This is a genomic window from Hoeflea sp. EC-HK425 (assembly GCF_902498795.1).
Taxonomy (GTDB): domain Bacteria; phylum Pseudomonadota; class Alphaproteobacteria; order Rhizobiales; family Rhizobiaceae; genus Hoeflea; species Hoeflea alexandrii.
The window spans coordinates 53,421-67,535 of the sequence record NZ_LR701571.1 but is presented as its reverse complement, the minus strand read 5'-3'; the positions used below and the strand labels follow the sequence as shown (position 1 = coordinate 67,535).

Here is a 14,115-nt window from a genome sequence, read left to right as displayed (position 1 = left end):
TCACACTACGATCAGCCGGGAGCCCGAAGGCACGCGGTTATAAAGGTCAATAATGTCCTGGTTCATCAGCCGGACGCAGCCGCTCGAGACCGCCTTTCCAATTGTCCAATACTCGGGCGAGCCATGGATGCGGTAGAGCGTGTCTTCGCCATTCTGGAAGATGTAGAGAGCGCGCGCACCCAGCGGATTGTCGAGACCCGGCGGCATGCCGCCATTGTCCGCGCTCCATTGTTCCAGTTCTGGTTGCCGCGCGATCATCTCCGCAGGCGGCGTCCATTTTGGCCAGGTCTGCTTCCATTGTATGCGGCCTTCGCCCGACCATTCAAAGCCTTGCCGGCCAAGGCCAACCCCATAGCGCATAGCCTTGCCGCCTTCCTGGACAAGATGAAGGTAGAACGTGTTTGTGTTGACTACGACAGTCCCGACTGGGTGCGGGCCGACGTAATCGACCTGTCTACGCCAAAATTTTTCCGGTACTTTTGTCAGGTCTACCGCTGGAATGGGAAACCTTTCACCCGGCATCGGTCCGTACATGGCAAGATAGGCAGACGGTGGTCCTTGCGGCTCTGGCGTCGTCTGCAGTGTTTCAGTTGTCGAACATCCTTGTAAGGCCAAAGCCGACAGACTTCCCGCCCCCGTAATGAATTGGCGCCGGTTCATTGTTTGCCAACCTCGAAGTAGACCGCAGGTTCTTCACCGTATCGACCGGTGAATGCATATACCGTGTAGTTTGCCTCTGGGACATCGCCCATGCCGAGTGACCCCATCGGCATGCCCGGGGTCGAAACTCCCCGGATATCCGGTCGTTCGGTCATCAGTTTTTCGACCGCCTCGATGGGCACGTGACCTTCAAGCACGTATTTGGTTTCGCCGCCGATCATCGCAGTATGGCAGGCCTCAAGTCCGCCGGGCACGCCGGCTCGCGTCTTGATCGCCGTCAGGTCCTCGACGTCTGTCGTCTTGACGTCGTAGCCAGCCTGTTCCATGGCTTCAACCCAGGCTTGGCAGCACCCGCACCATGGCGTCTTGAACACCATGATCTGGCTGTCAGTATCGGGTGTTTCGGCGAGTGCAACCGTGGCCGTTATGGAAAGCCCAATGGCAAACACGCCGGCTAATGATGTGAGAATTTTGGCCATTTCAGATGTCTTTCGTATTCTTGAGGTGATGATCATGGCTATCGTTGCTGACGGATCTGGGCACCAAGCAGTAATCACCCGGGTATAGTTCCAAACGAGCAAGGGCCGCAGCAATGCCGAAAGGATCAGTCCGGCAACCGCGACCATGGACAACCAGCTTGTGAATATTATCCACTCACCGGGGTGCCCGAACCGGCTTTGCCGACGCCGCATGTTTTGATCTGGGGGACGCTGGAGGCGCCGGAACATGGTGACGGTTCGCGTGCTTGCTGATGCATCACAAAACCACCACCCGTGCACCGACAGGCACCCTTTCATACAGATCTTCGACATGCGCGTTGATCATGCGAATACAGCCGTTGGAGACTGAGCGCCCTATCGACGACGGCTGTGTCGTGCCGTGGATGCGGTAGTAGGTGTCGCGCCCGTTCTTGTAGAGATAAAGCGCACGCGATCCGAGCGGATTGCCTGGACCGCCGGGGACACCTTTTGCATATTTGGCGTACTTGCCGGGTTGGCGTCGGATCATATTCTTGGTAGGCGTCCAGCTCGGCCATTTTGCCTTGCGAGCTATGCTGGCAGTCCCTTTGAAAGTAAGACCCGCCTTGCCCACGCCCACGCCGTAGCGGCGCGCCATTCCATTGCTCAACTGCAAATAGAGAAAGTGGTTGCGGGGGTCGACAATAACCGTACCGGGCGAATATCCCGAGAACGCCACTGATTGTGGCTCGAACTTCGGATCCAGCTTGAATGGTTTTACATGCGCATGAGTCTGCGATGCCGGCATTAATGCCAAAGCAGCAAAGCCCAACATGAATTTTCGTTTGGAGATCATGATTACCTCGAGATTGATCAAATTCCGGAAGCGCCCGTTGGCGCAGCTATCCGTGATCAGGACACGATGGGGGGTCTCATGAGGTGGACTTCGACCGAAGACGTGGGCAAAACCGGATATGTGCTCACTTTCACCGGGCCTGTCCGCCGGAGATCTGAAACCACATGGGGCGCAAGGTAATGGCAGTCCATGCCACAAGTCATGTGCCCATGGCCCATCATGCTGTCGGTCTTGTCGCAGCAGTTCATCATGACGGCCTCGGGTAGGCTTTGCATGGTCATCATTTGGCCAACTGCATCTGCAGTTTGCGCACCCTGCGTCGAGGCCACGAGTGCACCGTTTGTAAACAGCAAGAAAACAATCGAAATGATGAAACTGCGCATATCTACCCAATTACCCGAAAACGTTAAAGAAAACCACAAGAACGTGGCCATCACGCAACCGTGAACCAGGTCGTCATGCCTGCAGTAGCATGTTCAAGCATGTAGCAATGGCAGAGCCATTTTCCTGGATTGTTGGCGACAGAGGCTATTTCCGTCGTCTGCTCGGGTCTCATCCGACGACGGAAACGGAGCCTCAGATACAAAAAACGCTGCCCTGATGATGGAACGGTGTCGATTGATCATCATTCTTCAGGTTCCAGAAGATACGTTACCTTAGTGTGAAGCCAAACTTGCGCAGTTCCAACGCGCCTTCGCGAGAGAACTCTCGCATCGGGCGCCCATACCAATAAACATATCACCAAGGTCTTCTCCCACCTGTATTCCCGGCCGACGTCTGAACAGAACGCGGATTGCCGTGATTACAGATCTCGGCAATCGACCTAACGATCTTTGTTTCGGTCGTCCATTTGCCACTGATAGCGGTTCCACCGACAGGAAGGTCAAGCCAGAAAGTTCCCAATCGCTCTACCCATAAAGTCGATAGGGGGTCAGCAAAACCATCAAAAGACCAACTACATTCGTTCCTAATTCCGAACTGCTTCGTTCGTGTTGGCCACGTCATGCAGAATGAGACTATCAACGGAGACCCCTTCATCAGACGGACTGCGAGATAGTAGGTAAACTGCGAGCCAACGACTCAAGCGGAAGAGTTGATCCACTGCATGCGGTTGTCCTCAGCGGTTTCATGCGGAGTTCCCTCCAAAGGAACCAGTATCGAGACGCACAACCCACCCTCCTGCCGATTGGCCAGCCAGATGTCGCCGCCATGGGCCGTGATGATTGTACGTGCAATTGACAGACCAAGCCCGTGCCCACCGGTTTCCAATGATCTCGATTCTTCGAGCCTGAAAAACGGATCGAAAACCCGTTCAAACTCGGTTTCCGGGATGCCCGGTCCGTCATCTTCGACCGTAATCATGAGATGGCCGTCACGAACTGAATATGCCACGTGTGCGGCTCCACTGTAACGCACGGCGTTTTCGATCACGTTGCGAAGCGCTCGGCGCATTGCGGTCGGGCGGATGCGAACACTTATTGGCGGGCCGCTATCCAGGAGGAAGGGAACTGGGGAGCCCGTTCTCAGGTCTTCGAGCAGGGCGCCAATGTCGACAGATTGAGAGGCCTCGGATGCGGACATCCCGCGCGCGAAGGTCAGCGTTTCCTCGACCATGGTCTGCATTTCCTCGACCGAGGTCACCAGACTGCTTCGTGTTTCCTCGTCGTCGACCATCTCGGCACGAACACGAATTGCCGTAAGCGGAGACCTGAGATCGTGTCCCAACGAAGCCAGCAACCGTGTTCGGTCGGCCACAAACCGGGTCAGGCGATCCTGCATTCTGTTGAAGGTCGAGGTAAGCTCCCGGACTTCGCTCGGGCCCACGGCGGGCAATTCAGAAATCTCTTCGCCCCGTCCCAGCCTGTCCACCGCGCCGACCAGCCGCCTCAACGGACCGGTAAAGCGTGTCATGAGAAACCAGAAAACAGCGATCAGGATAATCGTCGCGGTCAGAATAAATGTCAGTATGGAGTAAAACGGCCACTGGAAGGGCGGGCGCTCGAACCGTGTGCCGACATTGAGCCAACGTCCGTCAGAAAGCGCGATAGACAGGTTCATTTCAAGCGCAAAGACCGCGCCATGCATCATTTTCCGATGCATCTCAGCCATTTCAGCTGAAAGGTGCGGCATTGGCAGGATTTGGCCCTCGATTGCATGCAATTCGACACGGATGTCACCGCTGTAACTGCCACCCAGAAGCGCACGCACTCGGGATTCGATCAGACCACCATCCGAGCCGTCTGAATTTCCGGCTGTCGCTTCACCCGACAGGTCAAATCGGACAAGCGGAGAATTGGCCGCGCGCAGGATCGAGTCCTGGAGATTGTCCGGCGCCTCTTCAATTAGTCTCGCCACGTTTGCGGCGCGGCCTGCGGCTTCGAAGCCGAGCGCAGCCCGAACCGCGAGGCTCCTCTCATCGACAAACAACCACAGGCTCACGACTTGTGCGGCGACAAGCGCGGCGACAACAAGAAGCACGAGTTGAGCCCTGAGGCTTGTCAACGGCCCCCAACTCAACCCAACACCTCCACGTCCGCCGACAGGCAATAGCCGCCGTTTCTGACGGTCGCAATGATCTTTGGCTGAAGAATATCGGGTTCGATCTTGCGCCTGAGGCGGCTGATCTGGTTGTCGATGGTGCGGTCCAACGGCCCGGCTGAACGGCCAGCCGTGAGGTCCAGAAGCTGCTCGCGGCTCAGAACCACTCGCGCGCGCTCCAGCAGTACGATCAGCAGCTTGAAGTCTGCGCTCGTCAAGCGCGTTTCGTTTCCGGATTCGTCCGCCAGCACCCGGCTGTCGGAATCAAGCACGAGGTGGGCAAAACGAAGCCGCTTTCCCGCGAAGCCGCCCGCAAGCTTTTCCTTCCGTTCCGAACGTCGAAGAACCGCCTTGATCCGGGCCAGCAACTCCCGCGGATTGAACGGTTTCGCAAGATAGTCATCGGCTCCGATTTCGAGCCCGACGATCCGGTCCGTGTCATCGCCCAGCGCTGTCAGCATGATGATTGGCAACGCGCGCTCGGCGGACAGCCGCTGGCACAGGGAAAGGCCGCTTTCGCCGGGCATCATGACATCCAGCACCATCAAGTCATAATTGCCGATGGCAAGTTTTGCTTCGGCATCATGCGCATCCCTGGCGGTGCCGGCGCGCATGCCGTTCTTCTCAAGAAAGCGCTTTACGCTTTCACGGATTTCCTTGTGATCGTCGACGACGAGAATGTGCGGAGCATCGGACATGAGCTCTTCTATCGAAAACCGACACAATGCGTCAGTGATTGTTTTGTCACCGAATGTAACAGAACCCGCATCCTGCGACATGCCGGTACAAACCGGTGGATGCAATCCATTCAGATTGGCCCATATACTGAATGTGCAACCAACCAGGAGATTGTAAGATGTACAAGTTCACGACCATCGCAACAGCGCTGCTCATTTCGGCCGCTTTGCCGAATCTCGCGTTCGCCGATTCCGATCACGGCCATGGCCAACGGCAAGCAACGTCGAATTCCGGTTCCTCGCCCATGGCGGGTGGCAACGCCAACATGATGCAAGGAATGATGAACGGCGACATGGGATCCATGATGCGCATGATGAAGATGATGCACGGTGGACAATCGGGCATGATGGGCATGGATGGCGAAACCGGCGGCATGGGCGCGGGAATGATGGGCATGGGCGGATCGATGATGGGTGACACCGACCATATGCAACGCTTGTTCGACGCCAATGACGACGGAACAGTCTCGCCCGAGGAACTTCGCACTGGTCTGCTTGACGAGCTGAAAACCTACGACGCAGACGGCAATGGAATGCTGTCGCTCACCGAATTCGAAACGCTTCACGCCGCCCATATCAGGGAACATACGGTCGACCGCTTTCAAGCCTTTGACGCGGATGGAGACGGGCAAGTCACTTCCGAGGAATTTGCAGCGCCCGCAGACAGGATGAAGCGGATGATGATGATGCGTTCGGGCAATATGCCAGGTCAGGACGGCGGCATGATGGACGGCGAGCAACCGGGGAGCATGATGCAGAACGACGCGCAGAGCGAAACAAAACAGGACAATTGAGCGTTGTGTCGATTGAACGAACAAGTGGCGGAGGCAACGCCTTCGCCACTTCATAACAAGGGATTGAATGAATGATGAACGGATATGGCATGGGATTCGGCGGGCTTTGGATGATTCTGATCCTGGTCCTTGTCGGCCTCGCGATCGTCGCGCTGATCAAGTATCTGAGAAAATGAAGCCTGTGCGAAAGGATAGCAATCAGATGAACTACACTATAGACAAAATATTTCCCGGAGCTGATATCGAAGATATCGACGCCCGCACGCGTGCTGCCTTGGCTGCAGCCGGCTTTGGGGTCCTGACCGAAATCGACGTCAAGGCGACAATGAAGAAGAAAATTGACAAGAACCTGCCGGGGTATCGCATCCTTGGTGCCTGCAATCCGAACATGGCCTGGCAGGCCATCGGAATGGAGCCGAAAGTCGGGGCCATGCTTCCGTGCAACGTGATTGTGCGGGAGACAGCCGAAGGTGTGGAAGTGTCGGCGGTCGATCCGGTGATCTCGATGACCGGGATCAACAATCAGGAACTCGGCGAAGTCGCCGGCCAGGTCCGGAAGATGCTTCAGGAGGTTGTTTCAGCGATTTGATCCTTCATGCCGAAGTCCGCGAAACGAAACCGTACACATTCACATGCAAGCGGGACTAAAAGGTTTGGTCGCGCTTGCACACATTCAGGTCGGCCTCGACTTGCACTCCTGCTACGTCAGTCGCGTACCCATCCACGCGTTTCAAATTTTCGTTACCCACGCAGATGAACAAATCTGCTACGCTGTTTACATGAAAAGCAACATCGCGCTCTCAACGGCGACGGCTGCGCCAGCTCTCCGATCCACAAGGGACAGAGATGAATTTGTTTCAAAAGCTGCTCAACACTTCGATCTTGCTCGCATTGGCCGTGTCTATGACAGCTTGCGTATCGACGGTTCTTGATGTCGACAACAAGGCAAATCAACCGATTGCCGCCAACCTCGTCAGCGATATGAAAAAACGCAAGATGACCCCGGCTGATCCCATACTGGTCCGGATCTTCAAGGATGAGAGCGAGCTCGAGATCTGGAAACGTGACCGTACTGGGCGTTACGCGCTTTTGAAGACCTTTCCCATGTGTCGCTGGTCCGGCAAGCTCGGCCCAAAGACCAAGGAAGGAGATCGGCAAGCTCCAGAAGGGTTTTACCATGTCTCCGCCGGTATGCTGAATCCCAACTCGCAATATTATCTCTCTTTCAATCTCGGCTACCCAAACAAGCTGGAAAGCGCACTCGGCTACACCGGCGACGCCTTGATGGTTCATGGCGCCTGTACATCGGCAGGATGCTACGCGCTCACGGACGCTGGCGTCGCGCAAATCTATGCGATCGTGCGTGAAGCCATCAGGGGCGGACAGTCTTCCTTTCAGGTGCAGGCTTTTCCATTCCGGATGACGCCCGAGAACATGGCGCGAAATCGAAATGATCCTAATTTCGATTTTTGGACAAACCTGAAACAGGGCTATGACATTTTGGAGGTCACAGGCCGGCAACCCCAGTTGTCCTATTGCGGCAGACGGTATGTCTTCGACGCGACCTTTGAGGGTGGAAATCCTCGTAACCCGCTTGCTTCATGTCCACCGCTGCTGAGCGCGGAGAACGATGTCGTAGCTGCTCGGCGCGTTTCAGATGAACGCAAGATGGAAGCAATACTTGCCTCCGGGACGGTTATATCGGCCCATGCATATTCGGATGGCGGTATGCATCCAAGCTTCCGAAAGCTTCTCAAAAGCCGCGGCGCAGAGGTGCTTGCCCAGACAGCATCATTGAAAAACGTGCCGGTCAGTCGACCGGATGCTGCGCTGGCGGATCCCCACACGCCCGGAGAATGACATTCTCAGCGCGGGATACCGCATTAACGTGAGACCCGGTTCAGTGCCGTCGACCCAGGGCCATCCATGAACGTTATTGGTAGTTTGCTGCAGATCACGCAGTGAGGGAGAACCACGTGTGGTTCGACGCCTTCCTAATGGGGCAATTCCATGATGCCTGTACAGGTGGAAAACTCTGGGGTGCTCCCAAACGAAATGCAATGAGAACAAAATTTTACAACACCGAACTCTGGTTGCCGTGTGACCTGGCTCACATGCGCTTTATGTTTGTCTTTCTTACCAGCGAAAACCAGAAATGCGGCTTGAACGTTCTGCAGGGCTCGGCCGCGGCTGGCTTGCGGGCATACACCACAACGTGTCGCAAATTGCAGGCCGGTAAACATCATAGCCTTGATACCAACTTGACCCATGTCAATGAAGGCATGGGATTCGATGTGATAATAATGACGCTCAGTAGGGATTTGATAACGTGCAAATACATCGAAATCGCAGTCTGCAAGGAAGCCAGCTCAGCTGGCAAGCCCTGACGCTTGCGGTCGTCGTGGCTCTGTATTTCTCCGCCATTTCCCTGCACCAATCTCATGCCAGTGAGTTCTCCGGCATGCAGACGGTTGTAGTTACGACGCACGTGCCTGACTCTGGAAACACCACACGTGATATGTCGTCGCAAGCATCACAGTGCACTGATCAAATGCATTGCCATTCCGCGGCGATCTTGCCGTGCGAAGTGGGGAGCCATAAAGGTGGCGCGGTCGGCCAAATCTTTTCCACCCAGGCATTCACAAAGCAACAGTTTTCCCCGTTTCCTGCCCCCCCTCCCAAAATTTCCTGACGCGACGAATTCGTTCTTCCGGCTGAGCTTGTTCCAGCGGCGTGAGTTGAGGTGTCTGCCACTTTTGGCAGTTCAACTTTTCCCACGCGAGCATGGCGGCGAACGGAATGGCATTAGATATTTGGGGTAGAGTCTAAACGCTCACCAACCCCTGTTCGCCATCCCCAGTCACCTGCTTTGGACCAGGCCCGGTTCGGACATAACCGAAAACGGCGAAGGCGCATTCAATATTGCGCATGGAGCATGCAATGGAATCCATGATCTATTTTCTCTTTTGGGCCGGCCTCATATTCATCATGATGAGGTTTGGCTGTGGCTCTCACGTCATGGGTCACGGCAAGTCAGGAGCAAGCCGCGGCGAGCCCAGCGGCTCGGCGAGCGATGCTCGCTGGACTGCCCCGGAGACTGACACTGACCCCGTGTGCGGAATTACCGTTCAGACCCGAACCGCAAAATCGGCCGTCCATGACGGCCACGTCTACTACTTCTGCTCTCGGGAATGCCGCGAGCGCTTCGAGGCCGCGCCAGATTCCTACCTCGCTGCAGCTGTTCCAGCCAGCCTAGACATGAGGGAGCAAGCTGATGGCTAATCTGACCAGATCTGATCAACCTCACCGGGCAGGCGTGCCTCTGTCCGTGAACCGTCCACCACATATCCCAGTCGCAGTACTCGGCATGAGCTTGGGCATTTTTCTCGTGGTGACATTTGCGCTGTGTGTCGGCTTCGATCTCATCTTCCCCGGACAGGCCATGTACCAGACGTGGCTGAAACTGCTTCCCGGTTTCTCTTGGTTGACTTGGTCAAGCTTTCTGCTCGGCGGAGTGGAGGCCTTTGCCTATGGCTGGTTCGTCGCGCTGATATTCGCGCCGCTATTCAATTATTTCTCTGCCCGTTGGGCACGTTGATGCAAAGCACAACAAAAGGAACTCAACTATGACGTCACCTTTGAAGCTCTCTCTTTCGGCAATCCTCGCCGTTCTCCTGACTTCGGCATCAGCGACGGCCGCGACGGTCTACATTGCTGATGGCAGCGCGGATCAAATCATCGTCGTCGATACAGACACTGGCACGGTCGAACGCAAGATCACCGGCTTGGATGCCATTCACGGCCTTTCTGGTGCGCCTGGTGTTCGGTATCTCGTCGCCGGTAGCTATTCTGAGGTCGAAGGCACCGAAGCCACGGCACTCGCTAAGCCAGAAGGCGTGTCGGAGGACGAACATGCGGCCCATCACGCCAAACCCGCAGCGGGGGCGATGCCCAAGGATGCCGCGATCAGCATTCTGACCATCCTCGACGCAAAGTCTGGTGAGATACTGCGTCGGATCGAAGTGCCCGGCGCGGTCCATCATACTGCTGTTTCGCCCGACGGTCGTTACGCTGCAGCTACTCATCCATCAGGTGACGGGATAAGCATAATCGATCTCGAAACCTTGGTTTTCAAGGCCTTTGTTCCAACTGGATCGGCACCGAATTATGCCGTATTTTCCGAAGACAGCGCTTCGGTTTTCGTAACGAATTCAGGCAACGGCACAATCAGTGAAGTCGATGTCGAGAAGGGATTTGTCAGACGCAATTTGCTTGTTGGTACAGCTCCCGAGCATGTGGTCATCTCCGACGACGGGGCAACGCTATATGTGGCCGACGCAGATATCGGCAAAATCCATGAGATTGCTGTGTCCGATGGTGCCATTCTCCGCTCATTCGAGATTGGAGGGGAGTTGCACGGGCTCGACTTGTCGGACGACGGAAGCATGCTCTTCGTCAGCGGAAAGAGCGAAGACAAGCTTGTCGCCATCGATCTGCAATCCGGTGCGATGCGAACCGCTTCATTGTCGCCCGCTCCGTATCATCTGACAACGATCGACGGCACTGGCAAGATTTACGTATCGAGCCGCGACGAACCCAAGATTTGGATCATCAACCAGATCGATCTCGCGGTTATCGGCGAAATCGCAGTTTCCGGCGAGGGCCATCAGATGGTTGTGCTGCCTTAATCCCTCACAAGGCCGTACTCAGGATAACATTCGAATTGGGAGAGCCGCCCGTTCTTCAGTACGGGCGGTGAATTCCTGACCAAGTGACGCCCCGAACTAGCAACGAGCCAGAAGGCTGGATGGCGAAAGACATTGCGGATCGGAGCGTGAGGATGCTGACAATGTCACCTGCCCACACAAAGCCAGTTATCGCAAACACGGACAGTGTCATACTGAAATCTATGACAGGGGCCAGATTAAAAGGCGCGACACCGATCAATTCTTCAACGACGTCATTGCCTATACGTTCGTTTGTTTTCGACGCTCGGAAAGGGCGCCGTATCCAAGCGTCGAGCAGGATGCGATGTGCATAACTGAGTGAACAAATTACCATCACCAGCCCAGAATTGGCCTACACCATGGGTTTTGTGCGTCGTACACAAACCCAAACACGACTACCTCAAAAGGAAATTGTATTGCTTCATCGCAGAACTCACCTTCTTGGATATTTTTCATCATGATGACGATTTACGATTTGATTGCAGTGTTCCTTGTGCTGACGGCAACGTTCGCTTGGATCAATCACCGCCTCATTCGTCTGCCGCACACGATCGGCCTGCTCGTCATGGGACTGGTAGCGTCGCTCGGTCTAATTTGTGTCGAACTCATTTTTCCCGGAGTGCTTCCATACGAAAATCTCGCAGGGATCATCCGGCAAATCGACTTTCAGAAAACGGTGCTGGACGGCATGCTAGCATTTCTGTTGTTTGCGGGCGCTTTGCATGTCGATCTCGGTCAGCTGCGTGACCGTGCCTGGGTTGTTGGCTCGATGGCAACGGTGGGGGTCTTGGTCTCCACAGGGATTATCGGTGTCGGCTTCTGGTTTGCAGCAGGGGCGCTTGGCGTTCCCATTGCCCTTTCGTGGGCCTTGGTGTTTGGCGCACTTATCAGTCCAACCGATCCGGTGGCGGTCCTGTCAACTCTTAAGACAGTTCGTGTTCCCGAGATACTCAAGGCAGAAATGATCGGCGAATCGCTGTTCAACGATGGAGTCGGAGTCGTAATATTTACCGTCCTCATGGCGACCGCAATCGGAGCCGCCGGCGGCGGTGTCGATGTCATTGAGATCAGCGAACTTTTCTTCATCGAGGCATTGGGAGGCGCTGTGCTCGGGCTTGCCACCGGCTACATTGCCTACAGGGCAATGCGTGCGATCGACGATTATCCGATCGAAGTCCTGATCTCGCTTGCGCTGGTAGCCGGCACTTATACACTTGCGGCCAAACTTCAAATGAGCGGTCCCATTGCAGTCGTCGTGGCCGGTGTCCTTATTGGCAATCGCGGCCCACAAGATGCGATGAGCGACCAGACAAAGCAGTATCTCTTTGGGTTCTGGACGCTCATCGATGAGATACTCAATTCGGTGCTTTTTCTTCTTATCGGCCTTGAAGTGCTCGTTCTCCGCCTCGACCCGTCTTTCAGTTGGTTGGTCGCGTTGGCGGTACCACTCGTCCTGTGTGCTCGCCTGCTAGCCGTAGCCATTCCGGTGATTGCATTGAGTGCGAACTATACTTTCATACGGGGTACAATTCCTGTTCTGACGTGGGGAGGGTTGCGGGGTGGCATTTCCATTGCACTCGCGCTTTCAATTCCGGAGGTCGCCGAAAAATCCGTCATTCTCGCCGCCACATATGCACTCGTTCTCTTTACCGTCGTCATTCAAGGCTTGAGCCTACGCGCTGTTGTCGAGCGCGTCGTAAAATCACTAGGCGTTTGATCCCATGGTTTGATGGTGCGATCCTTTCGAAGGAATGGAAGGAAGCGTTATGTGACAAGTTCGTCACGGGAGCGCCACGACCACGCACGCCGTCAGAGCTGCAATACAGCGATCGCAAACTTCGCGCGCTCAGCTGAGCCGGGAGCTGGGGATTAACCCCAAGACCGTTGCGAAATGGCGGAAGCGGACGACGATTGAGGATATGAAGACTGGCCCGAAAGAACCTCGCTCAACGGTCCTGACCGAAGCCGAAGAAGCGGCAATCGTGGCGTTCCGTCGCCAAACGCTGTTACCGCTGGACGATTGTTATTACGCCCTGTAGTCGTCGATCCCGCATCTGACGCGATCGGCGCTGCATCCATGGCCCGGCAGGCAAGTGTAGCGCCGCCGAGAGGGGCTGCCTGCAGCGGCATGGCATCTCTCGCCTGCCTGAAATCGAGGGGGACAAGCCGAAGCGCCAGAAGTTTAAGCGCTACCCCATCGGCTTCTTTCACATTGATACTGCTGAAGTCCAAAAAAGATTTTGACGGATGTTGCGCATGCTGCGGTCGGAAATCTCAAAGGCATTTACCACGCCACACAGGTCACCAGACATCAGGACGACGTCGGCTGGTTCGATCGCAACGTCTGTACCTGTACCGATGACGAAGCCCACGTCCGCATGGGACAATACCGGTGCATCGTTGATACCGTCCCCGACAAAGGTAACCCGCATCTTGGCGCCGCCTAGCTCGTCTAACGTTTCCACCTTGCCGTCGGGCAACACCCCCGGCGATTACGCGGTCTCACGCTTGTCCCCGGTTATCATGGCGACTTTCACAGCCAGTTTGTGCAGGTTGACTACAAAGTTACTGCCAGCCAAGCAAAAATGTCTTGAACGGCATCCAGACTCCCATCAACATCATCATAAGATTTTCGGTCAGCGATACGAAGCCTAGCGGCACATTGCTGCTCCCTCCTACACAGGCACATTTGAGTTCACGCCGGTCGAAATAGACCGCTTTGATGACAGATACTGCGCCAACTGTTCCGATAAACAACGCCGCAGGAGCTGACAGCCAGATTAGGGTACCGGCTAGCATCAGAATTCCGGCAACTGCTTCTACGAATGGATAGATGTACCCGTACCGGACCCAGCGACGAGCGAGCAGGTCGTAGTTGAGGAACATCGTTGAGAAGCTTTCGACATCCTGCAGTTTCTGGATTGCTAGGAGGCACATCGAGATCGCGAGGAACCATTCCAGTGCACGCAATGTCAGTATCGAACCGAACATGGCCCAACTCAGACCAAGCGCCATCAGGAAGGCCACCGAAAAGATTGCGATAACAGGTCGGTAACTGGTCTCGTCTTGGTCTGTCCGCCCCTTCCCGAAGTATTCACGCAGGTCGTCGTATCCGCCAATCCGCTGATTCTCGATCCATGTCTGGGGGGTCGTCCCGACGCCTTCCTTATTCAAGAACGCATCGGTTTCGTCGCGGGTGGTCAGATGATGGTCCGCTACTCTATATCCTTTTCGCTCCAACAGGTCCTTCGATTTGAGACCGTAGGGGCAGATATGCCCGGGCATTACCATGCGGTAAAGAACTGCCGTCTCCGCTGTAGTGTAGGCCATATCTCACGCCTCCTT

Annotated in this window: 14 protein-coding genes and 2 pseudogenes; 9 read left to right on the top strand and 7 right to left on the bottom strand. The window is 55.5% G+C overall.

Annotation, left to right across the window (positions count from 1 at the left end; genetic code table 11):
• From SPHINGO391_RS02705 to SPHINGO391_RS02680, 5 genes are all read right to left on the bottom strand, one after another.
• Positions 1–660, bottom strand: coding sequence for a L,D-transpeptidase (locus SPHINGO391_RS02705; protein WP_244615096.1), 660 nt, complete (start codon positions 658–660; stop codon positions 1–3).
• Positions 657–1,286 carry a DUF411 domain-containing protein gene (locus SPHINGO391_RS02700; protein ID WP_244615095.1) on the bottom strand — a complete coding sequence of 210 codons (630 nt, stop codon included), beginning with the start codon at positions 1,284–1,286 and terminating at the stop codon, positions 657–659. The genes SPHINGO391_RS02705 and SPHINGO391_RS02700 overlap by 4 nt, the downstream gene beginning before the upstream one ends.
• A 130-nt stretch (positions 1,287–1,416) precedes the next feature.
• On the bottom strand, positions 1,417–1,926 hold the full coding sequence (locus SPHINGO391_RS02695) for a L,D-transpeptidase (protein ID WP_244615098.1): 510 nt from the start codon (positions 1,924–1,926) through the stop codon (positions 1,417–1,419).
• Positions 1,927–3,054: 1,128 nt separating this feature from the next.
• Positions 3,055–4,452, bottom strand: coding sequence for an ATP-binding protein (locus tag SPHINGO391_RS02685; protein WP_244615094.1), 1,398 nt, complete (start codon positions 4,450–4,452; stop codon positions 3,055–3,057).
• 35 nt (positions 4,453–4,487) lie between these two features.
• Positions 4,488–5,210 (bottom strand): response regulator, encoded by a 723-nt coding sequence (locus SPHINGO391_RS02680; protein ID WP_035521384.1) that lies wholly within the window; start codon positions 5,208–5,210, stop codon positions 4,488–4,490.
• A 158-nt stretch (positions 5,211–5,368) separates the two neighbouring features.
• Here SPHINGO391_RS02680 and SPHINGO391_RS02675 point away from each other — a divergent pair, with 158 nt between their 5' ends.
• The 9 genes and pseudogenes from SPHINGO391_RS02675 to SPHINGO391_RS25175 form a co-directional block, all read left to right on the top strand.
• The gene (locus SPHINGO391_RS02675; protein ID WP_210385747.1) at positions 5,369–6,043 is read left to right on the top strand and encodes an EF-hand domain-containing protein; all 675 of its coding nucleotides are present in this window, start codon (positions 5,369–5,371) and stop codon (positions 6,041–6,043) included.
• Between the two features lie 202 nt (positions 6,044–6,245).
• Positions 6,246–6,632: a DUF302 domain-containing protein gene (locus SPHINGO391_RS02670; protein ID WP_035521382.1), complete on the top strand. Its 387-nt coding sequence runs from the start codon at positions 6,246–6,248 to the stop codon at positions 6,630–6,632.
• Positions 6,633–6,889: 257 nt separating this feature from the next.
• Positions 6,890–7,903 carry a murein L,D-transpeptidase family protein gene (locus SPHINGO391_RS02665; protein ID WP_052161104.1) on the top strand — a complete coding sequence of 338 codons (1,014 nt, stop codon included), beginning with the start codon at positions 6,890–6,892 and terminating at the stop codon, positions 7,901–7,903.
• Positions 7,904–8,019: 116 nt separating this feature from the next.
• Entirely contained in the window at positions 8,020–8,430 is a 411-nt protein-coding gene (locus SPHINGO391_RS02660) for a hypothetical protein (RefSeq protein WP_152007375.1), read from the top strand.
• A 553-nt stretch (positions 8,431–8,983) separates the two neighbouring features.
• Positions 8,984–9,325: a YHS domain-containing protein gene (locus tag SPHINGO391_RS02655; protein ID WP_152007374.1), complete on the top strand. Its 342-nt coding sequence runs from the start codon at positions 8,984–8,986 to the stop codon at positions 9,323–9,325.
• Entirely contained in the window at positions 9,318–9,641 is a 324-nt protein-coding gene (locus SPHINGO391_RS02650; protein ID WP_081963582.1) for a DUF5676 family membrane protein, read from the top strand. The genes SPHINGO391_RS02655 and SPHINGO391_RS02650 overlap by 8 nt, the downstream gene beginning before the upstream one ends.
• A 28-nt stretch (positions 9,642–9,669) precedes the next feature.
• Positions 9,670–10,731 (top strand): YncE family protein, encoded by a 1,062-nt coding sequence (locus tag SPHINGO391_RS02645; protein WP_152007373.1) that lies wholly within the window; start codon positions 9,670–9,672, stop codon positions 10,729–10,731.
• A 499-nt stretch (positions 10,732–11,230) separates the two neighbouring features.
• Entirely contained in the window at positions 11,231–12,487 is a 1,257-nt protein-coding gene (locus tag SPHINGO391_RS02640; protein WP_152007410.1) for a sodium:proton antiporter, read from the top strand.
• A 103-nt stretch (positions 12,488–12,590) separates the two neighbouring features.
• A pseudogene (locus SPHINGO391_RS25175) lies at positions 12,591–13,002 on the top strand (IS481 family transposase); the annotation flags it as partial.
• On the opposite strand, the pseudogene SPHINGO391_RS02630 reads toward SPHINGO391_RS25175, so the two are convergent.
• Together SPHINGO391_RS02630 and SPHINGO391_RS02625 are read right to left on the bottom strand one after the other, a co-directional pair.
• Positions 12,999–13,322 (bottom strand): annotated as a pseudogene (locus SPHINGO391_RS02630) (HAD-IC family P-type ATPase); the annotation flags it as partial. The pseudogenes SPHINGO391_RS25175 and SPHINGO391_RS02630 overlap by 4 nt on opposite strands.
• A 13-nt stretch (positions 13,323–13,335) precedes the next feature.
• Positions 13,336–14,100 carry a glutaredoxin family protein gene (locus tag SPHINGO391_RS02625; RefSeq protein ID WP_210385746.1) on the bottom strand — a complete coding sequence of 255 codons (765 nt, stop codon included), beginning with the start codon at positions 14,098–14,100 and terminating at the stop codon, positions 13,336–13,338.
• Between the last annotated feature and the right edge of the window lie 15 nt (positions 14,101–14,115).

Coding starts and splice junctions, on each gene's coding strand:
- SPHINGO391_RS02705 (WP_244615096.1), bottom strand. CDS start 660: ATGAACCGGCGCCAATTCATTACGGGGGCGGGAAGTCTGTCGGCTTTG.
- SPHINGO391_RS02700 (WP_244615095.1), bottom strand. CDS start 1,286: ATGGTCGCGGTTGCCGGACTGATCCTTTCGGCATTGCTGCGGCCCTTG.
- SPHINGO391_RS02695 (WP_244615098.1), bottom strand. CDS start 1,926: ATGCCGGCATCGCAGACTCATGCGCATGTAAAACCATTCAAGCTGGAT.
- SPHINGO391_RS02680 (WP_035521384.1), bottom strand. CDS start 5,210: ATGTCCGATGCTCCGCACATTCTCGTCGTCGACGATCACAAGGAAATC.
- SPHINGO391_RS02675 (WP_210385747.1), top strand. CDS start 5,369: ATGTACAAGTTCACGACCATCGCAACAGCGCTGCTCATTTCGGCCGCT.
- SPHINGO391_RS02670 (WP_035521382.1), top strand. CDS start 6,246: ATGAACTACACTATAGACAAAATATTTCCCGGAGCTGATATCGAAGAT.
- SPHINGO391_RS02665 (WP_052161104.1), top strand. CDS start 6,890: ATGAATTTGTTTCAAAAGCTGCTCAACACTTCGATCTTGCTCGCATTG.
- SPHINGO391_RS02655 (WP_152007374.1), top strand. CDS start 8,984: ATGGAATCCATGATCTATTTTCTCTTTTGGGCCGGCCTCATATTCATC.
- SPHINGO391_RS02650 (WP_081963582.1), top strand. CDS start 9,318: ATGGCTAATCTGACCAGATCTGATCAACCTCACCGGGCAGGCGTGCCT.
- SPHINGO391_RS02645 (WP_152007373.1), top strand. CDS start 9,670: ATGACGTCACCTTTGAAGCTCTCTCTTTCGGCAATCCTCGCCGTTCTC.
- SPHINGO391_RS02640 (WP_152007410.1), top strand. CDS start 11,231: ATGACGATTTACGATTTGATTGCAGTGTTCCTTGTGCTGACGGCAACG.
- SPHINGO391_RS02625 (WP_210385746.1), bottom strand. CDS start 14,100: ATGGCCTACACTACAGCGGAGACGGCAGTTCTTTACCGCATGGTAATG.